At 44.2% G+C, this 21524-nt stretch carries 15 protein-coding genes; 6 read left to right on the forward strand and 9 right to left on the reverse strand.

Features of this window, described 5'->3' with window-relative positions:
• Positions 1-94: 94 nt before the first annotated feature.
• The gene (locus tag BUB37_RS05335) at positions 95-667 is read right to left on the reverse strand and encodes a Crp/Fnr family transcriptional regulator (RefSeq protein WP_072989907.1); all 573 of its coding nucleotides are present in this window, start codon (positions 665-667) and stop codon (positions 95-97) included.
• 553 nt (positions 668-1220) lie between these two features.
• Between BUB37_RS05335 and BUB37_RS05340 the strand changes: the two genes are divergently transcribed.
• The gene (locus tag BUB37_RS05340) at positions 1221-3599 is read left to right on the forward strand and encodes a hypothetical protein (protein WP_072989908.1); all 2379 of its coding nucleotides are present in this window, start codon (positions 1221-1223) and stop codon (positions 3597-3599) included.
• Between the two features lie 299 nt (positions 3600-3898).
• Here the strand turns inward: BUB37_RS05340 and BUB37_RS05345 are convergent, their stop codons facing one another.
• On the reverse strand, positions 3899-4366 hold the full coding sequence (locus BUB37_RS05345; protein WP_072989909.1) for a response regulator transcription factor: 468 nt from the start codon (positions 4364-4366) through the stop codon (positions 3899-3901).
• Between the two features lie 277 nt (positions 4367-4643).
• Between BUB37_RS05345 and BUB37_RS05350 the strand changes: the two genes are divergently transcribed.
• Entirely contained in the window at positions 4644-5951 is a 1308-nt protein-coding gene (locus BUB37_RS05350; protein WP_072989910.1) for an NAD(P)/FAD-dependent oxidoreductase, read from the forward strand.
• Between the two features lie 175 nt (positions 5952-6126).
• On the opposite strand, the gene BUB37_RS05355 is transcribed toward BUB37_RS05350, so the two are convergent.
• The 3 genes from BUB37_RS05355 to BUB37_RS05365 form a co-directional block, all read right to left on the reverse strand.
• Positions 6127-9771, reverse strand: coding sequence for an ABC transporter permease/M1 family aminopeptidase (locus BUB37_RS05355; RefSeq protein ID WP_072989911.1), 3645 nt, complete (start codon positions 9769-9771; stop codon positions 6127-6129).
• Positions 9772-9803: 32 nt separating this feature from the next.
• Entirely contained in the window at positions 9804-10691 is an 888-nt protein-coding gene (locus BUB37_RS05360) for an ABC transporter ATP-binding protein (RefSeq protein WP_013995684.1), read from the reverse strand.
• Between the two features lie 448 nt (positions 10692-11139).
• On the reverse strand, positions 11140-13731 hold the full coding sequence (locus BUB37_RS05365; RefSeq protein WP_094766564.1) for a tetratricopeptide repeat protein: 2592 nt from the start codon (positions 13729-13731) through the stop codon (positions 11140-11142).
• Between the two features lie 492 nt (positions 13732-14223).
• Here BUB37_RS05365 and BUB37_RS05370 point away from each other — a divergent pair, with 492 nt between their 5' ends.
• Positions 14224-14664, forward strand: a complete 441-nt coding sequence (locus tag BUB37_RS05370; protein ID WP_072989915.1) for a DsrE family protein — start codon at positions 14224-14226, stop codon at positions 14662-14664.
• 163 nt (positions 14665-14827) lie between these two features.
• On the opposite strand, the gene BUB37_RS05375 is transcribed toward BUB37_RS05370, so the two are convergent.
• Positions 14828-15037 carry an ABC transporter permease gene (locus BUB37_RS05375; RefSeq protein WP_072989918.1) on the reverse strand — a complete coding sequence of 70 codons (210 nt, stop codon included), beginning with the start codon at positions 15035-15037 and terminating at the stop codon, positions 14828-14830.
• A 250-nt stretch (positions 15038-15287) separates the two neighbouring features.
• On the opposite strand from BUB37_RS05375, the gene BUB37_RS05380 reads away from it, so the two are divergent.
• Positions 15288-16319 (forward strand): nucleoside hydrolase, encoded by a 1032-nt coding sequence (locus tag BUB37_RS05380; protein WP_072989920.1) that lies wholly within the window; start codon positions 15288-15290, stop codon positions 16317-16319.
• 92 nt (positions 16320-16411) lie between these two features.
• Here the strand turns inward: BUB37_RS05380 and BUB37_RS05385 are convergent, their stop codons facing one another.
• Entirely contained in the window at positions 16412-17011 is a 600-nt protein-coding gene (locus BUB37_RS05385) for a DUF6642 family protein (RefSeq protein WP_072989924.1), read from the reverse strand.
• 438 nt (positions 17012-17449) lie between these two features.
• Between BUB37_RS05385 and BUB37_RS05390 the strand changes: the two genes are divergently transcribed.
• Together BUB37_RS05390 and BUB37_RS05395 are read left to right on the forward strand one after the other, a co-directional pair.
• Positions 17450-18739: an aryl-sulfate sulfotransferase gene (locus BUB37_RS05390; RefSeq protein WP_072989927.1), complete on the forward strand. Its 1290-nt coding sequence runs from the start codon at positions 17450-17452 to the stop codon at positions 18737-18739.
• A 362-nt stretch (positions 18740-19101) separates the two neighbouring features.
• Positions 19102-19482, forward strand: coding sequence for a response regulator (locus tag BUB37_RS05395; protein WP_072989930.1), 381 nt, complete (start codon positions 19102-19104; stop codon positions 19480-19482).
• 113 nt (positions 19483-19595) lie between these two features.
• Here BUB37_RS05395 and BUB37_RS05400 read toward each other — a convergent pair whose 3' ends face one another.
• Positions 19596-20375, reverse strand: a complete 780-nt coding sequence (locus tag BUB37_RS05400; RefSeq protein WP_072989933.1) for a C40 family peptidase — start codon at positions 20373-20375, stop codon at positions 19596-19598.
• 105 nt (positions 20376-20480) lie between these two features.
• Positions 20481-21524, reverse strand: a complete 1044-nt coding sequence (locus tag BUB37_RS05405) for a hypothetical protein (protein ID WP_072989936.1) — start codon at positions 21522-21524, stop codon at positions 20481-20483.

Genomic DNA, 21524 nt, shown 5'->3' on the forward strand with positions numbered 1-21524 from the left:
TACAAAATTCTATGTAAACCAAGGGGTGTGCGAGGACATACATCACGGATTTTTTGTGATGTATGTCAATCTTGAAAAGTGATGTAGGTCACTTTTAGCTGTTAAAACGGCTTAAGGTCTCTCTGGATACGCCTAAATAGGAAGCGATTAATTTTTTAGGAACGCGTTGAATCAATTTTGGAAGTTTATTTAATAGGTACTCATACCTGCTTTCTGCGGTCATGGTAAGTAAAGAAAGGATTCTTTGTTGCAGATTGATGTAACCGTGGTTGGATTTAATTCTGAAAAAATTGGCGACCGCAGGTACTTCAAAACAAATCTTTTCCCTGTTCTCCAAGGATAAACAGAAAAACTCGGAATCTTCAAGGCAATCCACGAAGATAGTCCCGGGTTTTTGATGTTGAAAAGCGCAATGGTCGCTCACCCAATAGTCTTCCATGGCAAATTGAAGAATGTGCTCCTTGCCTTTTTCGTCTATGGAATACGCTTTTACCAAGCCTTTGATAATCCAATATTCAAAGTCTACAGGTTGCCCCACTTGAATTAAGAATTGATGCTTTTTCAGGCTTTTATATTCAAAGTGCGATTGTACAAAGTCCCACTCCTCATCGGTCAAAGAAACGATTTCTTCAAAATGTTGTCTTAGCAACAGCAACTTATCCTCCATAAAGTAAAAATACTTTTCTTTACTAGATAAGCCAAGAAAAATAATAACGCTCCTAAAGGATAAATAAAGCATAATACAGAGCACTGCCCCCTACCCTTCGACTTCGTTCGGGGCAAGCGGGCGGATGGCCCAATAAGCCCGGGCGTACCGAACCAGGCCGATGGAGAAAAAAGGTTTTGGAAAGAAATCAATAAAGACGGTAATAACTTTGCCCGGACATCATCTAGGCCAAAAAATAACGATCCTCAATCTCTATTTTCTGCCAGAACTATGACCTAACACAGGACGTACCTAACTACCTCCTTAAACATAAATTTTATCATAACCTTTTGATTGTTAACCATGTATAAGTAGTTTTTTTGTAAAAAGCGTCCAATTACACAATTGATTATACTACTCATACAATACTCCACATCCAGAGGGTCCCACTACCTTATATTTGATTCAATAATCGCAATTGAATTGCTACTTATTGGACTCAATTTTTTTCCAAAATCCGGTTTATCCTACTTTCTAAACAGGGGTAAGGTTTAACAACTAATACTATAAAACTATGGACCTAAAAAAAATACTATTTGTAGCTGCCCCATCGTTCTTCTTTTTTTTCATGGCTTATGCGAAAATCCCCTCGAACGGGATGGGCCCTGGGAAATGTACGGGAGCAAGTATCGGGAAAACGGACATTTCAACTGCTGTCTATGTACCTCTTTATAGGTGGTATAGTACAAGTAGAGGTGACAACTTTACAACCACCAACCCGGCATGGCGTGGGACTAGAGGAGACAGGAAGGCACCTGACTATACTTTTAGCCGTATAGAGGGAAGCCTCTTTAACCCAAACAATCCACAGCCGCCAGGTACCGTTGCGGTTTATAGCTGGTATAGCCCAAGCCGAAAAGATAATTTCATGACATCGGATCCGCGTTGGAGAGGTAACCGGGGTGATACCCGAACTCCTGATTATAGATTTGTACGCTTGGAGGGATACGCTTATGATCCCGATGCTCCCCCTCCAACCGGAGCAGCTACGCTATACAGTTGGTACAGTCCGGATCGGGGCGATAATTTTGTAACGACCAGCAGAGCGTGGGCCGGATTCAAAGGTGTCGACAGCAAAGCACCCAATTACAACTATGTTCGTCGTGAAGGATATGTACTGCCTTACTTTAACCATCCGAGCGGAAGCTATAACATAGTCCCTTTATTTTTTCACTTTCAATATGATCACATTGATGCGGATAGCGGACTACCTGCCTACGGGTCAGGTGAAAATATGCAAACCATGGACACCATTGACAAGGCCATTGATAAGTTAAATCAGCTGATGGAAAAGGCCAGAGGCTTGGATACCAGAATTTTGAAATTTGTAAGGGTGGGCGTTCGCTATCAACAATTGGCTATTGATGACCCTGCCCTCCTTCCGTTGTATTCATGGAAAAGTGCCCGTAGAAATGACCAACTGGCATTTGCACATCCTTCATGGCGCATTGACCCAGAGATTGATGGCCAAATGAATCCTCCTGATTATATTCCTCAACGAAAAGAAGGTTCCATTTTTCCGCCCGATGAACCCAAACCCGCCGGGACCGTGGCCCTTTACAGTTGGTATAGTCCCAGTAGAGGGGATAATTTGATTACTACAAACCCTGAATGGGATGGTTCGATTTACGATACGAAAGCTCCTGATTACCATTTAATAAGAAAGGAAGGCTACATTTATGATCCAACCAGGCCACAACCTGAAAACACGGTTGCACTTTATAGTTGGTATAACCCGATAGAAGGAGATAATCTTGCCACTACCGACCACTCTTGGGCCGGTCGGCGAGGCGACACCCGGGATTCCAATTATCGATTCGTCCGAATGGAGGGATATGTTGCAACGCCATCAGGATGCGATTTAAGAAGTTCATCGATTAGTATCCATAGAATGGACAAAACCATAAACATCCTGGCCACGAATGCCTGTAAAGGTATAACTACCTCTCCCTCGACAATAGTGGCAACTGCAGGCTCCTTGGCACATGAAATTGGACATGCCTTAGGATTGTTCCATACATTTGATGGCAATAAGAACACGTCCACCGCAGAACTCCTACATCGAAATTTAGATCCAAACTCCGATGATTCCTGCTACATAAAAGGTGATCGGGTCTGTGATACTCCTCCCGACTACGGCAAGGCTCGACCTGATGGAGACCTAACGGATGTCGTATGTGGCGGAATAGTGCCGGTACCCTGCGAACAACTAGGTCCACCTTGCGATTTACAAGAGTCCATAATCGATGGCAACGGGTTATGCAGGGCCGCAGGAAACCAAGGTTTACGTACTTACGATGCCATTGCTTTAGGACTTCAGGGGGGGACCCCAAATAATATCATGGGCTATTCGTCCCAAGAGGAACTCAGTTACGAGCAATACGTTCGAATGCTATATTATTCGTTGTGGCGTTTTGGCCTAAAATCCCAAGTGCCATCGGACGACAAGAATATTTTTAAGGAGTTTATATTTGCCCCTCCCGCTACAGAATTCTGGAATACGGTACCCTCCTTTAAACATCAGTTAAACAAACCCAAATTGGATAGCAATATTCCGATGTACCGAAGCTCATTATCAAATAACAATCAATGGGCAGCTGGGGTAACTGGAAGTGTTGGGGATAGGTTGTTAAATTTTAGCCTAAGGATTTTGGGAAGTGGCTTGCCCGGCAATGGTACAGAAATACAGGTTTCATTACCCGATGGGAGAATGATCGGCATCTCGGCGGAAAATTTGCACCTAGAAGAGGGAAGTGTTGTTTTTGATGAAATATATGGGCAAAACCTCGATGCCTTGCGCGATTTGCAGCCGCATGGCCAATGGAAAGTAAGTTTATTGAACAGTGGAGGATTTACTCCCAGTGAAGCTCGTTTATCGGTTATAGGACATTAGCCTAAAAATAATCCACAAAGAATAAAAATACATGATTTTAAACGGGAATTCAACCGCCCACTCCAAACCTACAGCCCCCCATCCTAACCATCGGATCGCCCAGGACAAGGGCGTCGGCCCGCCCAATGAGCCATCCTGCGTTAAGGATGGGGAAAAGGCAGTATAAGATAACTTTTATTTTAGAATCCATAGCGACATTTTTTATACTTAAACAACTGAATAACAATACAATGTCCAAACACCTCTATTTTTAAGCATAAATTTTAAAGTAAGGTGGTTAAGGGTCACATCCCCCTACCTCAAAGCCCATTGATTATGGCATAAGCCACCAGACCGCTCGTAGTGCTCATGTTCGCCTTTCGCAGAATATTCTTTCGATGTGTACGTACGGTCTCTTGACTTATAAAAAGTTGTGCTGCGATTTGCTTGCTATTGAGCCCGCTGATCAGCAGACGTATGATTTCCTTTTCGCGTAAACTGAACAAGTCCTTTGTTTTGGTCAGTTCCGGTCGCTCGGGTCGAATATGGAAGGTTTCATTGGTCTTGCGGTTGCACAGAATAGCCTGGGGAAGCTCGGTCGGAGCAAGAAAGGAAACATCCGTAAAGACATTGACAAAAATATAAGGCACCTCGTTGTCGTCGAATGCCAAGGGAATGCTTTGATGCTGAATGGTGACGGGGCTTCCGTCCTTTCGTCCGCACCGGTAAAAATAGGTCACATGAACCCATTTTCGTTCATTATGCGGCCTTTCCAATATATATTCCATGGCGAGTTTGATTACCGAACCCAAATTTCAGATGCCCTGCACGGACTTCCGCTCCCCATTCGTTGAAAAAATCGGCCTTCCGGTACCATTGCAACCCCAGTGGCAAGAGGCCATCGAACATGCCTTGCAAAGCCGGAAACGGCATTTTACCGCCCTCCTACCTACATCCCCATATATCTGAGAACCTGGGGTTTGCCATTGGTCTTATGTAACCAATGTTACTGAAACGCCAACTATAAAGCCCTATATTCATCAAATTCCTAAAATCAGACTACAAATGAGCACACATCATCAAATTCTTATAATCGGTGGCGGTACCGCCGGAATTATGGTAGCCGCACAGTTAATAGAACAAAAAAAGGCCAAGGATGTGGCCGTGATCGAACCGTCGGACACCCACTATTATCAGCCTGCTTGGACCTTGGTAGGGGCCGGTACCTATGACTATGACAAAACAGCCCGACCCATGGCCTCCGTTATGCCGAAAAAGGCCACTTGGATCAAGGACAGGGCAACGGGTTTCGACCCCGAAAACAATACGGTACATACGGCGAACAAAGGTGATTTTACCTATGATTATTTGGTAGTGGCGCCGGGACTCACCTATGATTTCAGCCTCGTCCCCGGTTTGGGGGAGGCCATCGACAAAGGGGTGGTCTGTAGCAATTACACCAATCCGAAGCACACCTGGGAGGTTATTAAAAATTTTAAAGGGGGTACCGCCCTTTTTACGCAGCCAACAACCCCCATTAAATGTGGCGGGGCACCCCAAAAGATCATGTACCTGGCAGAAAGCTATTTTAGAAAGAGCGGTGTACGCAAGAATACGCAAGTGGTATTTGCCACCTCCGGAACGGTAATCTTCGGGGTCAAGCAGGTTGCCGAAACCTTAATGAAGGTGGTCGATAGAAAGGACATCAACCTGAGGTTCCACCATAAGCTGGTCGCCGTGGATGGCGATAAGAAAATAGCCTGGTACGAAATGGGCAAGGATATTACCGCCGGTGGATGCGTTGTAATGTCCGGTGACGACGACAACGAATTTTTGGATGAATCCTTCCAGTACAATTACAAGGATGTAAAGGTAACCCAGGACGGCGATCGCTACGGCATTCACTACGATATGCTGCATACCGCCCCTCCCTCGGTGGCGCCCCAATTCGTAAGGGAGTCCCCCTTGGTAAACGAAGCGGGCTGGGTCGACGTAGATCCCAAGACCATGCAGCACAAGAAATACCCCAATATTTTCAGTTTGGGGGATGTCTCTTCCCTGCCAACGGCCAAAACGGGTGCCGCCATTCGCAAACAGGCACCGATAGTCGTCGACAATATCGATACCTTGATCAAGACCAAGCACAAGGGCAATATGTCTTACAATGGGTATTCTTCATGCCCCTTGGTCACCGACTATGGAAAAATGGTGTTGGCGGAATTTGATTACAAGAACAATTTTACGCCAGACCCAAAGCTCAAAAACCTGTTGATCAACGACAGTTCAAAGGAACATTGGAGGCTTTGGATGCTCAAAAAATACGGTTTGCCCTATTTGTACTGGAACAAGATGATGAAGGGCAAGGATGTCTAACGGCACCCCATTTCTTGGAAAAAAGAACGGACTGGGTTAAAAAATCCCTTGGGGGGCATTGACGAAGCCCTCCATAGGGATTTATGGATGCCCGGCCCGTACCAAAGCAGCCCGATAAATCGTTCCGGCATGAAGGCTAGGTTCGGGCGGGCTGTACTATACCCGATGAAAAACACTAGTCCAAAATTTCATCTATCGTCATGATATTGTCATCAGGAACACGGTCGATCATTTTATTATATGGATCGATCCCCGCTTTAAGGGGCTCCTTATCGGTTATAAAGGTATGCGTTGATTTTCCAGGTTTCACCCATGTTTGTGCTACTACCAAAGGCGATTTAACGGTCATGCCCTGATCGTTTTCAATGTCATTGTCAAACACTGCTATATCGAGCAAATTGGGCCGGTCTCCTGCGGCTAACAATTTGCCATTTCCGTCAAAGTAATTCTTAGCACTTTCTACAGTTATAGTCACTTCATACTTATCATCAACTAGTTTTTTATATTTAGCATCAGTAACCTTATTGGAATACAATGTTATCTTTTCAAAACTGTCTTCCAAATAATATTTGAGCGAATCCGGTGTTACCGATTTCATATAATCATACCATTCCAAGGTCGTCGTAAAGGGGGCTTCAGCCCTAAAACGCGCTGCTTCGGTATAGGCTTTGAACCCTTTGTTTAAGTTGGCCTCACCTATTAAATCTTGAAGTCCGTACAGTATCAATCCTCCTTTTTGATACCAGACATAGGCTTGACTGTCGTTGTCCAAAAGCGTTTTTTCAAATTTACTTTCATTGGCCCTGCCTCTTAAATAGGTATCCAATTCATCTTTAAGAAATTTTTGCATGGCATCATCACCATATGCTTCCTTCATTACCATGAGTGCCGCATATTCCGCCATGGATTCTGAAATTTGATTTGCACCTCGCGTCGCCGATGGAGAAATTTGATGCCCCCACCATTGGTGTGCCACCTCATGGGAGGTGACGAAATAGAGGTAATCGACATCATTGGGGTCATTAAAATCGCCCACCCAGGCGAAACTCTCTGAAAAAGGAACGGTATTGGGAAGCGATTGGGCAAAAAATTGATACCGGGGAAACTCCAGGATACGAAGTTGTTTATATTGATAGGCTCCAAAATTTTCTGAAAAATAATCCAAGGAGTGTTTTACGCTCTTTACAAAGCGATCAATATTGTAGGTATGCGTTGGATGGTGAAATATTTCAATAGTCACTTTCTCTCCGCCTTTACCTGTCCAAACTTCGCGATGTACCTTATACACTGCAGAGGAAATATTATAGAAAAAATTCAATTCTCCCGTCATTTTATACCGGTAATAGTTACGACCGTTTTCTTTCCATTCTTTTTGTAACTGGCCGGGCATTATGGCAATTTGATCGGGAGCGGTACTCACAGTGCCTTCAAAAGTGACATAATCCGCATCATCGCTAAAGAGCAAATTGCTTGTTCCCCATGCATCCGTTTGTTCCGGATACTGATAGTCTTTTATGGGCAAACCATACTTTTTACGATCTTGGTCACTGGTTAATTCCTCTTCCGGACTGTACCCGAATGACGGAAAATAGTCATTATTTAAAAATGTACCATTATAGACAATATCCGAACCGTAACCTTCATTGGGAAAACCTTTGTAAGAGGCCGCTACCTCTAATGTCAATGTAAGGGTGTCCTTAGGTTGCAAGGGGGGATCAAAGGCATAGATTTCATAGCCGTAATCGTCATAACGCTTTCCCAGTTTGGGGACCTTGCCGTTTATGGTAAATGACTTCACTTCTTTCTTAAGCAAGCCTTCCGCCCCCCAGTTTAAGTGGAGCGAGTCAATTACTTCCTCCGTTTTATTTACCATTACATACCTGGTTTTGATGGTGGCAGAACGTTCTTCGGGCACTAAATCCGCATCAACCGTAACATCGACAACTTTGGGTTGCGCTATTTTGTGATATTTACTTAAGGTTTTTTCATAATCGGCTGATTTGATGGTACCTGCCTTATCCGTTCTGTACTTATTGAGCGTTTTGGTATTGTAATTTATAAATGCGCCTGAACCAATAAATACGGCCAACAGGGCCAGGCCCATACCCATAGTCCTTAGGTTTAGGCGTTCCTTTACCAATTGCCACCTCGCTTTTATGCCTGAATCCGTGCCCCGTTTCCAAAAGAGGTAACCAATGACCGTTAAAACGCCCCCACAGGCCAACCAATACATCCTAAACCATAACAAGGCCTCACCAAAATGCCCGAAACCGTTCATATCGGAGACGATATAACGTGGGGCGTAACTATAGAGGTATAGATTATTGTCAACTTCGGCCAAACTATTTAAACCAAAAAGCAAGGCCCATATGGCAATGGCAATGACATGGCCCATAAACTTTTTTGTGACCAATGAATGCACAAAAAAGGCCAGCATGACAAATATGATGTACTTTGGAAATTCTATTAAATACAAGTCGGTGAAGTACTTGTCAAATTCAAAATTGAAGTAGCCCTTTATAACCTGGTTGAGCATTCCACTGACCAAAACCATATTTACAAGAATAAAACCCACCATCACCAATGCCAAGAATTTTGAACCATAAACAATGCGATTGGGTATAGGTAATGAGCCGAAAATTTGATCGTAGTTGACATTGCGTTCCCGATGCAACACCTCGCCGGTCATAAACACGATAAGGATGAATATGAGAATGATATAGGTGAAGTCCTTGACCTCCAACATATAGTAGGTAAGCGGTAAAGAGGGTGTTCCGTAGGTAGGGAAGCCAAACCAAGCATCAAAAAACAAGAATAAAACCGCGGCAATAAGTATGGCCCTAAAAAAATTATCCCTAATGATATTTTTAAACTCTATTCCCGCCAACCGAAACAACAATTTGAAGTTCAATGCTCCGGAAAACACCTTTGCCACACGAGGTATTTTCGTTAATGCAGCTGAGGCTTTGGGCGTATCTAAATTGTCGTCTTTCTTTTTGGAGGTATAATTCTTGTTCAAGAATCGTTGAAAGTCGAATCTAAACAAGGTGTAGAAAAGGGTCATTAATCCTACCCCGACCCAAATGATGCGATTCCATAACAACATTCCATTAAAAGGAACCGTCTGGGTATTTTGTTCTTCAGGCGTCCAATATTGGATGGTATTTTCGTAAGTTCCAAGGCCAAATGGATCTATTAAACTTACCAAATCCTTGTTTTCTATGTCTTGCGTAAGTGTTATGGTAACGAGGTAGACAATAAAAAGAATAGCGCCACCCGCATAGGCTAACATTACTTTTTTGGTTAGACTCACCAGGGCGAAAAAAATACAGCCTGCGAAGAAAAAGTTCGTCCAGTACAAGATCAAGGTAGGTTGCACATAATGCCACAGATTAAAATCGGTAAATCGCTCCGCTTCCTCATAGCCCGCATACGGGCCGATTAAAAAACCGATGATCAGGCCTATGTGCAGCCCGAGACTGACAAAAAAAAGTACGGACATAGAGCCTAAGAAACGACCTAACAAGTACCCCTTTTCGCTTACGGGAAAAGAGAAATAATAATTTTCCGTTTTGTGCTCAATATCCCTATAAACGGGGACTCCCATAATAGCACTTGAAAGCATAATACCAAAAACACTAATAGTGGACAGCACGGTTGCAATGGCCACTGGCGAGTTGACAAAAACCTTTTCCGATGCAGGGCCATTACCTCCGATAGCCACAAAAAGTCCGAAAATTATCAGGATTCCAAAATAGGCCCAAGTTGCCGGGCGACCTAATCTATATTTGATTTCGAATAGAAAAATTTCTTTAAGCATAATTGAATGATTTAAGTGAATGAATGAAGCAATTATGCCGATACAGTCTCCATACGAGATGTAATTTCAGCAAAGTAAACGTCCTCTAAATTGGCCGGACTAGCTTCAAAGGAAGCATCTGGCTTATCATCACTTAAAACATGGATTATAGTTTGCCCCGCCTTAAGATGCGTAGAAATGACCTGCATCCCCGACTGGTAGCTTTCTAGTTCCACTTTCTCTATAGCTTTTTTCCAAACGCGACCTTTAACGGCTTCGGTCAAAACAGCCGGATTGCCCTTTGCAACAACTTCACCAAGACAAATAATTGCCATATTGTTGCATAAATTGGAAATGTCCTCAACAATATGTGTAGAGAGAATTACAATGGTATTTTCACCAATTTCACTTAATAGGTTATGGAATCGAACACGTTCCGCAGGGTCGAGACCGGCCGTGGGTTCATCTACAATAATTAAACGTGGATCACCAATTAGGGCCTGGGCAATACCAAATCGCTGTTTCATACCACCGGAATAGGTGCCTAAGCTTTTGTTCCGCACATGCCAAAGATTGGTTTTTGTCAGTAAGGATTCTACCAAGTCTTTACGCTCACCTTTACTTGACACCCCTTTTAAGGAGGCAATATGGTTTAACATGTTGTACGAACTCACTTTTGGGTATACCCCGAACTCTTGGGGAAGGTATCCAAGAATTTTTCGCACCTCGGACTTATCATTTAAAATGTCTATTTCGCCAAGTGTAACGGAGCCGGAATCCGCTTGTTGTAATGTCGCCAAGGTTCGCATTAAAGACGATTTACCTGCACCATTTGGGCCTAGTAGACCAAACATTCCTTGGGGAATGGTCAAGGTAACGTCTTTTAAGGCTTGAACGCCATTGGAATACGTTTTACTTAAATTCTTGATTTCTAACTCCATGTTTTTCAATATTGGTTGGTTAATTATGGGTACTCGATGCATTGGTTTCAGGGGTTTGAAAAACTCATTCTTCGGTTACAGAATGAATTTTCCAGCATGCACGAAAAAAACTATAAAGGGGAAGCTAAAACTACGTTTACCATTAGTGCTTTTAACCAATGCCAACGCGACTGATTGAATAGTTTTTTTTCTATTCGATTAAAATAGATCTTTTAATTACAATAAACGCAAATGGAATTAAGTTTTTCGCTCCACCGGGAATGATCTTCCGTGGAGCATCGAATATCTATTTCGATATTTTAGGTAATTGTAGGTTTTTACCATGAAGTCAAGGATAATCAACCAGCCTCTTCGATACAAGCAGATTGAATTAGGGGGCGAATAAATGCCAATCCACCCTCCTGCCAAAAAAACGAAACTGCAGTACAATGAATGGCGATAGCCCCAATTATATTTCCCCGTTCCCCCAAAAATTGAGAATATCCTGGGCTACCTTCCCGTTTTGGGCCGCATGGGGTACGCTTGCATCGTATTTGGTATAAAGTTTCAACGCTGCCTTTGCATATGCCCTTGATTTTTTATCGTCAATAGAATATTTCAAATAAAAAACACTCAAATCCAGTTTGGTATCCGCTAGGGGAATTTCATACACCCTTGGATCATATTCGGCCAACTTCCTATTTATGGACAAGGCCTCTTCATAAGATTGTTGGGCCTTATCAAATTTATCATTGTCCCGCTGTAGGTTCGCCAAATTGCACAAAATGCCGGCTACATTGGGCAAATAGGACTGTGGATTGGCTTTTGCAAATTTTCTTGTCATTGCCAAAACTTCTTCATAGGAAAGTTCCGCTTTTCCCAACTCCTTTTTATTCACTTGTAGGTTGGCCAAATTGTTCAAGGTCATGGCAACCTGGGGCAAATAGGTCTGTGGATTGATTTCGGCCAATTTCCTCATTATGTACAAGGCCGTTTCAATGGATCGTTCGGCTTGTTCCAACTCCTTCTTTTTTCTTTGCAAATCGCCTAAATTGTTCAAGATGCCGGCTACATCGGGGAAATAGGTCTGTGGATTGAGTTTGGTCAACTTGCTCATTATAAACAAGGCAGTTTCGAAGCACTGTTCGGCTTTATTGGGCTCATTCTTCTTCCTGTACAAAAGCGCCATGTTGTTCAAGGTAAGCCCAACATCGGGTAAATAGGCCTGTGGGTCGATATCGGCTAATTTTTTTGCAATTGCCAAGGCTTCGTTATAGGATTGTTGGGCTTTGTCAAATTCATTCCTAGTGCTGTGCAAAAGTCCCATATTGTTCTGTATGACACTTATTTTAGGTAAATAGGTCTGTGGATTGACTTCGGCCAGTTTATTTAACAGTGCCAAGGCTTCGTTATAGGATTGTTCGGCTTTCCCATGTTCCTTTTTATCACGTTGCAAATTAGCCAAGCTGTTCAGGGTTGTCAAAACTTGGGGTAAATAGACCAGTGAATCGCCTTCGGCCAATTTTCGTCGTATCACCAAGGCTTCGCCAAAGGATTTTTCCGCTCTCCCATATTCATTTTTATCATGCTGCAAAAGTCCCAAATTGTTCAAGATGGTGGATTTTTGAAACTCGTTCGAAATGTGGTTCAAGGCTTTTTCATATACCCCTTCGGCCTGTAGTATTTGCCTATGCCTTTGAAGGAAGAATGCGTAGTTAAAGGTCGTGTTGTAATTTTCGATGAGTCGCATTGCCTTTGCAAATAGCCGATTGGCTTCTTGAAACCACCCTTCCTCTTTAAGCAATACCGTACTTTGTGCCTTAATGATCAGTTCATTTGCCAACATTGTCCCCTTCGCTTCATATTCGGCAATATCATGGTCTATGTCCGCCTCATTCAGCACCTCGTTGAGCCTCCGGTATTTACCTTCCTTAAATAAGCTTCTGGCATTTTCCAATCTGTCGGAATCTAATTTCGTTGTCCGTTTGAGTTGTTGTGCCAGTTCTATAACATTGCTTACAAACGTGTTAAGGGTGTTTTCGGTTTTGTTTTTTTTATCACTGTTCAGAAGGAGCTGTCTTTTTAGGTTGGCAAGGTTTTGTAATAATAGCGACTTGGTGTTTTCATCCACACTTTCCAATGCGACCTGTACCGCCCATATTTGTGAGTTTATGGAACCTATAGCATCCGAATACTCCTGAATTTTAATAATATACGATTGATATTCTTCTGAGATGGCAAGCTGTCTCGATGTTATGGAGTGGTTTTCAATCCCTTGCAGAACGATTTGAGCCGTTTTCCCGGGCAGATTCCCAAGGTCTTTTTTGACCTCTTCGAGCGTAGCGTGTATTTTACGAAGTAAGGGCAATACATCCTTGTACTCCTCAAAAAAAATATAAAGGGTTTGCGACAGTTCGGCAACGCTTATGTTAACCTCTCCTATTTCCGTTTGTATGCTATCTAAATACTCGGTCTGGATATAGGTGGATAACTCGGGGGTTTCCTTCAACTCCTGGGTAAAGAAAGCACAGGTCAATTTATAAAAATCCATGTTCCTCCCCCCATCTTTCCACCCATCCCTAATACAGGTTTTAACCGTTAGTTCTACCCTTCGGCCATGCCCTTCGAGTTCTTGAATTATGCCCTCCTTAAGGTTGCCAATTAATTCGTCCATTCTATCGGCGGAAGTTTTTTTCTTCGGGAAAAGGATTTCACGATGTGATTCGTCCAATACGGAGCTTTTTACATATTGATTTTCATTGTCCGTTATATCGATTTGCGCTTTGAGATAGCGCTCGAGCTCTTTTATATTATCCCAGCCGGCATTCGATAAGTTGTACCATTTCCTTTGAGGTAAAATATGGTTTACGGCCATTAAGGTGGCTTGTAGGTATGACTTTCTGATCGCCCTTTGAATGTGATGGTTCGCGGGTTCATCAATGGTGTGCTTGATTCGCTGGTAAAGCTTGTTCGCCCCTTGGCAAAGCCAAAAATCTGTTCGATTCCCCAACCATGAACCCAATAAGGTCGATACCATCCAAGCCGTTGTCATAGGTTCCATTTGTCCGTCTTTTTTTGATAAGCGTTAACTGTGCAGCTAGGACCGTAGGGAAATTTTCGTTTCGGTCTTCGGGCGTAGACAAAGCTTTGGTTTGCCTTTAAGCAGTATCCATAGGGTTTAGCGACGTCTTAAATATACCCAGAATTTTAAGTTTCATTTTAAGGTTCGCATTGTTTTTTTGGATTCTCCGCTTGTCCGATTCTTAGGGGTGCAGCGTACTATCCGGTGACAGGTTTCCGTCGAGGGTTTGTAGCACAATCCAATTCCACATCAATTGCCCTTACCGCCTACCACGGCTTCGCCCGTTAGCACTTTGTCCACAAAAAGCACGCCCGTATCTTGCAAGGCCACATGTCGATGGTCGGCGTAATGGCTTGTTTGCCCCTTGTAACAAAGGTTACGCCCCAAAAAAAAGTTGGACGATACCTTTGTCTAAAATTTGGTACTTTTTACAAATTCACTCTTTTTGAACAACACTAAAAAATTTTAAAAATGAAAAAGCTTTTTTTACTCTTTGCCCTATTCGCCTTAAGTTTAACGACTTCGATGTCGGTCAATGCCCAAGTGCAAAGTGTACAAGAGATAGAAAACTCGATCAAAAACGACGGTAAGTATGCCTTGTTGGTCCAAAATTCCAATCATTTTATGGCATCGGTAATGACAGGTGAGGAATATAAGAACAAGAGCAAGGCTATTCAATTTGAAATTGTATTGATCGGAAAGGTCGTAAAGGACCTGGCTACCAACAAGGAGTTAGCGCCTTTGGTCGAAAAAGCCCAAAAACTGGGGATCCGTATTGTAGTCTGTGAATTTGCCATGAATAAATTGGGCGTCAAAAAATCGGACTATCCTTCCTATGTGGAAACCACTTCCAATGGATTTACCTATTTCTTCGGCTTGCAGGAAAATGGGTTTAAAACGATAAGCCTATAAAACAATGGCTGGGAAAGCGTTTTTAAGTCCCCTTTCCCACAGGTTCCAAAAACATATAATCTTCCTCTTATCAAAAAAAGAGGTTTTGAACCCCAAATAGGCATCGCGATATCCGTGATGCTTTTTTGCTTATACCGTTTTGGGAAGAAGGCCTTGAAAAAAATCACTCGTAGCGCAGGGCATCGATGGGATTTAGCCTAGCGGCTTTCCGGCCCGGGAAATAGCCGAAAACGATTCCCACCAAAACGGAGAAACCGAAACCTACCAAGATGGAGTTCAATGCCGTGGGAATGTAAAAACCGGTGAGCTTGTAGATGATTTGGTTGCCCGTAAGGCCCAAAACCCACGGAATTATCCATTTCAGTTTTTTCATAATTCGTTTATTGATGATTTATTTGGTCCCAAAAAGTAATTCGAATAATTTCAACGCACTATGATTTAAGTCAATTCCCGAAAGTGCCCACAGGTATTGCCTCCCTATTGCCCAAGCCGCCCGGGGCCGGTCGGTCGGCCCGATTTTTTGGGTTTGGGTTTCCATTCCGGAAATTGGTCCCGTAGATTTGCGCCGCCCTGAAAGGGCAAGAGTGTAATCAAATACAGGAAGTAGCGACAAAAACAACAGTATGGAAAGCAATACCGCCCCGGAACGGCCCTTTCAATTTGGTGTGCCACGGTATTTGTCCGAAAAAACGTTTACAAAAAACCGTAGCGGTATGTTAAAAAAAATACGAAGGGGCTTACTGCCCTTCATGGTGTTGGCGGCCTTAAATGCCTGCAAGTCCCAGCCAAAACCCGATACCGAAAGAATACCCCTGATCATCGATGCCGATACGGCCAATGAGGTCGACGACCTGTTTGCCCTTGTCCGTGCGGTAAACGAACCCAAGTTCGACCTATTGGCGATTACATCGGCACAGTTTCACACCTCGCCCTACGCAAGCGACAGTACGGTGGCCGAGAGCCAGGAAATCAACGAACACTTGATGGCCTTGTTGGGGCGGACGGACATCCCCCTACCCTTGGGCAGTAACGCCCCGTTGGAGGCAAGTGACGCTCCCCAAGACTCCGAGGCGGCCCGGTTTATCGTAAAAAAGGCCCACGAACTGGAGGAAGGCCGAAAATTGCAGTTGGTGATCCTGGGATCCTGTACCAATGTGGCGTCCGCCATCTTAACCGATTCTACCATTGTACCCAAGATGCAGGTGAACTATTTGGGGTTTTGGCACGACCCCGTGTCCAATCGCTATAATAAAAAGGAGTTCAATTCGGGAAACGACAGTATTGCGGTAAATGTACTCCTGAACCGGCCCGGACTCGATATACGTGTCATGACCGCCACCACGAGCCAGCACCTCGTGTTCCATAAAACAAGGGTGGATGCCCATTTAAAGGGAAAGGGCGGTATGGCCGATTACCTGGTGGACCGATGGGAAAGCTACGAACGGTGGTGGACCCAAAAAGACCCCGAAAAAACCAAATGGACCATGTGGGACGTGGCCCTTATCGAGGCCTTGGTACATCCGGAATGGACAAGGCAAAAAACCTTTGAGACGCCCAAGGAAAATACGCAGCGGCATATTCAAATCTATACCCATATCGATGTGGACCAGATGGAAAAGGACTTTTGGGCACATATCAACCAGTTTGTGGATTAACAGGGGGCTGTTTGCCTTTTACATCGTTGTGGATATAGCGGCAGGCCCTCCCGTCGAAAAATAAAACCTCCCTCGGGGCCTTCCATCCGGCCTTAATAATACAACCTAAAATCGAGCAATTTGCACACGTTGTAATGCCTTTGGTGCAGCTCCTCTACCACATCGAACATATTATCGTCTTCCTTAAAGAGGTTGAAGAAGGCCTTGTCCAAGTTGGCACTGCTTATTCCCTTATAGGCGTTGCCATAGCCGGAAATCGCTTTGGCGTTGGTGATATCCAAGAAATATTGCGCTTCATCTTCGTCCAAGTCCAGAATTTTGGCATTGGAGAAGTGCAAGATCTTTCCGCGCAAACGGCCTTCAAAAAGCTCGGCAATTTCCTGTAAACTGTAGTAGTAGCCGTTTAGGCAAATGCTATTGGCCTCACCGGCCATGACCAGGTAGATGATTTCGTAATCCTTAAAATTATGGTCGTCCAAGACCAAGGCGTTTAGGCTATCTTCGAGCCCTTCAATGGTATCGCATGTTTTATAAATGCTGGCTACCCCGTATTTCATGGCCAGTTGCCCCAGGCTTTCCTGTGTTTCGGTAACCTTGTCCGTTTCTACTTCTTGAACGCCTTCCAAACAATAAATGAAATAATCGGTATCCGTAAATTGTTTTTGGGGCAGCTGACGTCTTTTCTCTAGCAAGTCTTTGAATTTAAATGGGGTATATGGGATACAAAATTAAGGCAAGTCCACTGTTATTAGGGGCGTTTTTGTATTAATTTATGAGTTGACCAATGCCTGCCCCCTACTCACGGTGATGGTCATCGGCCTATAAAAGGGGATTATATATAAAAGGAAGGTCTACCCGACCTCCCCTTTTTTAAAACGGTATTTGGCAAGTGCCTATACCCTGTATGAAAGGCGATATGCCTTGATTGGTATAACCTGAAATAATCCATTTTTATACGATATAGGCAAGCACCCCAAACCAATTACCCAATAAATCCAACTATTCGCTTAACCATACAGGGCGTTCATTGATTCGTTGGATTTCAATGGAAATTTTGCGGTAATCTTGGGTAATATATAAACCAAGGCCTAAGGTAAAGAGGCATTGACAACTATTAAAAATTGAAGATCATGAAAAAATCAGTACTGAAAATCAAGACAAGCAGTATAGGTGTATGGCTACTACTCTTTTCATTAACGACCGTGGTCGCCAGTTGTAGCAGTGACGACAACGAAGAGGCACTAGGGGAAACTACGGACGATGATAGCACAAGCGATGATGACAATGCAATAGACACCAACTCTTACATTTTAGTGGTCGATACCAGAACCGACGGCGTATTCTTAATAGACCATGATGGGAACGAACTCTTTGAGTGGGATTTGGATGGGGATGAGTTAGGCGATGAGGCCCAGCTCTTGGACGATGGCAGTTTGCTCTTGTCCTTAAAATCGTCCAATTCGAGCATTTCGTTTGGAGGCTATGGCGGAACGTTTCGAAAAATAAATGCGGACCAGTCCATTGATTGGGAAGTTAGCTATTCGAGCAACGAGCATAGGGCACATCACGATGTGGATTATTTGTCCAACGGCAATATCATATTCCTGGTTTGGGAAAAGGTCACCGCCGACGAGGCCACTGAAATGGGCTTTTCAGGAAACCATGCGATATATCCGGAAGCTATTGTGGAAATGAATCCCCTTACCGGTGAAATTGCCTGGGAATGGCATGCCAAGGACCATTTTGTTCAAGATTACGACAGTACAAAAGACAATTATGGAGTGGTCGTGGACAACCCCAATAAAATAGACGTCAATTATAACAGCAGCCAATCGGATGGCGACCTTATGCATGCCAATGGCATCACCGTTGATGAAAGCAACGATTTAATTTACGTAACGGTGAACTATTACAGCGAGGTATGGGTCATTGACCACAGTACGACCACCGAGGAAGCGGCCTCAAGCTCTGGGGGCAACTATAATTTAGGTGGAGACCTGGTCTACCGTTTTGGAAACCCGGAAACCTATGACAATGTTGGGGAGGTTACCTTGAACCGTGTGCATTATCCCAACCTTTTGGATACGAACAACATGTTGGTTTTTTCAAACAACAAGTACGACGGCCAGTCGGCGGTTGTGGAGTATGAGCTGAACCTACCCTATGCACTGGTTGCGGGTCAAGATAACGAACCTTCGGTGGTTTGGGAATTCACGGATACCAGTCTATATAGTCTGACCACCAGTAGTGCCGGCCGAATGGGCAATGGAAATACTTTAATTGGGGAAGGAACGGCCGGTACCATCTGGGAAGTAAACGAGAGTGGCGAGGTCTTGTGGAAGTATACCAATTACAGTGAACTTTGGAGAACCTATCCGGTGGAAATCGGCTCTCCGGCCTTGACCGCATTGGGTTTATAGTGCAAATCATTTCATAAAACGTGCAAATGGAATAATAGCGAGGGCATGCCTTCGCTATTTTTATTCGGTCTATTGGGTTATGGGTCTTATGGGGAAGTCCGTATTTATGGATTGGCATCACATGGAACCAATTGGTACCACCCCCTGGGCGAAATCGGTATAGAACCTTGGGTCTAGTTTATTTTGTCCTATAATAGCCAATGAAACGGAAAACAAGCCCTCATCCAACCATGGTTTTTTGGGGTTCGCCTTTGAAAAATCCCTGATTTGGGCTTTTTAAGGATACTTACGTGTCTTTCGTCCAAATTAATTTCTCCTTCCGCAACAATGAAATAGTTTTAAATACCCGAAACCTAAAAACTATGAAACTTGACCTCGTTATTGTGGACGACTCCTCGCTTTGGTTGTCCTTGGCCGAAAACCTGGCCAAAACCCATCCCTTTATAGGCCGTATAACCTCTTTTCTTGATTCTTACGATGCCTGGGTATATATACAGGTGGCCAAACCAAAAGCCGTATTGACCGATATTGAAATGCCCGGTATGAACGGGTTTTCCTTTCTGGAAATGTTCTCGAACCGTATGTCGTTTATATCCAGCTCTACCAAACAAGGTTTTGAAGGTATAGCAAGAGAGCTTGGATGCGCCGATTTTATCAAAAAGCCCTATACAAAAAGTGAGCTTCACGGTTCAATCGATTTGGTTCGCAATCAATTGGAAGGAAAAATACCCCGTTTGATATGATCTTATAACCGGTCGTCTCCAGCACAGTGGCCTGTCCCTGTGCATGGGCGCTTCCCTCCCTATCTGTCTACGAAGTGGGTTCGAGTAAATCTCAATGCTTTGGAGAATGAAGTCTAGAGCACCTGCTCATCGTTTAACCAACGCTGTAAGAGCGTTTCGTTATGGGATATGGGAACAAGGTAAAACGTATCGAATTTTTTAAAGACCCTAGATTCCTTGAGGGCTTCCATACAAACCGACACGGGAGCCAGATAGTTGGAATGGATGAGGAACAACTCCCCTTCCCTTTTTAAAAGATAGCCTACGTGTCCCTCATCAAAACCGATAAAATAGAGTCCCTCTTGGGTCAGCCTATCGATTTCTTCGTGGGCTTCATCAGGGGTATCCTGTTCTACTTTGTCGATGGGCGCACCACAGCTGATCATTTTGGCCTCGTCAATGGGTGATTTTTGGGCCAGTTTATAGCGATTGAGGTTTAGGCCCATATCGCGCAAGGTGGTCGATACGAAATAACCACAGGCGATCTTTCCTTGCTTGGGTACGGTCGTATGCCCTCCCCAACTCCAGGGCGTACCGTACCAATGGGGAATGATCTTGTCTACCAACTGGTCGGTAAAGGCGGTTTTTATTGTTTCTAGGGAAACCGTGCCCTGACGAAGCCCTTCCCTTAAACGCAGACGAAGTTGGCCTGCACTCATTTTGGTATGGGTATACGAGGCGGTGATACTGTCCGAAGCCGGCCTAGGGGTACCGGGCCTCCCCTTGGTAAAACGTTCTGCTCCTACTTTTGTGGAAGCCGTTTCGACAACCGCGACATGGATAGCTTCCCCGTCCGTTTTAGGCGGTACTTCGTTGGTAAGCCCGAAACTAAGAAGTAGGGAAAAAAAGAGCATGTTCTTATATCGATTATAGGGGTTCCGTCTTATTAAGGTAACGTATTAATCGCTTGTACATTACACCGCCGGTGTTAATTTTTTGATTTACTCGATGTACTGCCCTTAGACCCTCAGGTTTACCGCCCACCATACCTCGTAGTCCCTAGGTATTAAGGGCCGATAACTTTGAAAACCTTGATCGGCTATTCGAAGTCCGACAATCTTATTTTTTTCATCGCGTACATAGTTGATAAAAATAAAGGAATGCCCATAGGGATCCAGCTTTTCCACATCCGTACCTTGTACTACCTGTTCGTAATCTTCCCTGTACCGCCATACTTGCAACATGGCCCCGGGCCTTAATTGGCCGCTCCATACCCCGGTAGAATCGACCAAGCTTCCCATTCCTGCATATGCCAAGGCTCCGGCATTGCCCTTGCCCCGATAGGCTTTAGGAAGGCTCTTCCACCCCTCGCTTTCATCGGAGGCCGTAGCGTATAGCAGGTTAAAGACCTGTTTGGGCGTATATAGTTTTGTGGCCATGCTATCGGGAAGGTCTTGGTAGGGCAAATGGCCGTGAACTTCTTTATAGGCCTGGGTAAAACGCCCCTTGCTTACCGTAAGGCAATGCCCCCCGGGTTCTTTGTTTTCACTGTTCAGATAATTCTCCACGATTTTTTGGGCGACGGGACTCGATTTGGCCAAAAAGGCTTCCCAAGATGCATCCTCTTCCTTCTCCATCGGATTGTCCTTTTGGTCCAGGGAGTCGGGTTCCGTGGGTGTCGGGGGCGTTTTGAGGCTGATGTATTCGTGTATGTGGTAACCGTAATCCTGTACGGCATCCGTTCCGGGACTGCCATGTTCCTGTGGCTTGCCTTGTCCCGGTGCTGGCGAAGTGCTTATCTGCCGGTTTTGCTTGGTCGATGTACAGGCCAATACCATAAGGCCGGTAAGTATTGAACATATAGGGTATACACTGAAATTCTTTCGTAAGGTCTTCATGCGTATGTCCTTCATTTTCAAGTGGGTGTTCTCGTTTGCCCTCATCGGGGCGACACAGTTGTGCCGTTCTATTTCGGGCTTGGACTTGTCCGTCGAGACTACAAAGGTACCAAATTTACAGGGGGTGTCCGTATTTATAAGCTTGGAATAACGAGCCGTGGTCAA

The organism is Pseudozobellia thermophila, from assembly GCF_900141855.1.
GTDB lineage: Bacteria > Bacteroidota > Bacteroidia > Flavobacteriales > Flavobacteriaceae > Pseudozobellia > Pseudozobellia thermophila.

Excerpts from the sequence above, each read along its gene's own strand:
- BUB37_RS05400 (WP_072989933.1), bottom strand. The coding sequence starts at position 20,375 with ATGCTCTTTTTTTCCCTACTTCTTAGTTTCGGGCTTACCAACGAAGTA.
- BUB37_RS05395 (WP_072989930.1), top strand. The coding sequence starts at position 19,102 with ATGAAACTTGACCTCGTTATTGTGGACGACTCCTCGCTTTGGTTGTCC.
- BUB37_RS05350 (WP_072989910.1), top strand. The coding sequence starts at position 4,644 with ATGAGCACACATCATCAAATTCTTATAATCGGTGGCGGTACCGCCGGA.
- BUB37_RS05390 (WP_072989927.1), top strand. The coding sequence starts at position 17,450 with ATGAAAAAATCAGTACTGAAAATCAAGACAAGCAGTATAGGTGTATGG.
- BUB37_RS05340 (WP_072989908.1), top strand. The coding sequence starts at position 1,221 with ATGGACCTAAAAAAAATACTATTTGTAGCTGCCCCATCGTTCTTCTTT.
- BUB37_RS05335 (WP_072989907.1), bottom strand. The coding sequence starts at position 667 with ATGGAGGATAAGTTGCTGTTGCTAAGACAACATTTTGAAGAAATCGTT.
- BUB37_RS05345 (WP_072989909.1), bottom strand. The coding sequence starts at position 4,366 with ATGGAATATATATTGGAAAGGCCGCATAATGAACGAAAATGGGTTCAT.
- BUB37_RS05375 (WP_072989918.1), bottom strand. The coding sequence starts at position 15,037 with ATGAAAAAACTGAAATGGATAATTCCGTGGGTTTTGGGCCTTACGGGC.
- BUB37_RS05360 (WP_013995684.1), bottom strand. The coding sequence starts at position 10,691 with ATGGAGTTAGAAATCAAGAATTTAAGTAAAACGTATTCCAATGGCGTT.
- BUB37_RS05365 (WP_094766564.1), bottom strand. The coding sequence starts at position 13,731 with ATGGAACCTATGACAACGGCTTGGATGGTATCGACCTTATTGGGTTCA.
- BUB37_RS05355 (WP_072989911.1), bottom strand. The coding sequence starts at position 9,771 with ATGCTTAAAGAAATTTTTCTATTCGAAATCAAATATAGATTAGGTCGC.
- BUB37_RS05370 (WP_072989915.1), top strand. The coding sequence starts at position 14,224 with ATGAAAAAGCTTTTTTTACTCTTTGCCCTATTCGCCTTAAGTTTAACG.
- BUB37_RS05380 (WP_072989920.1), top strand. The coding sequence starts at position 15,288 with ATGGAAAGCAATACCGCCCCGGAACGGCCCTTTCAATTTGGTGTGCCA.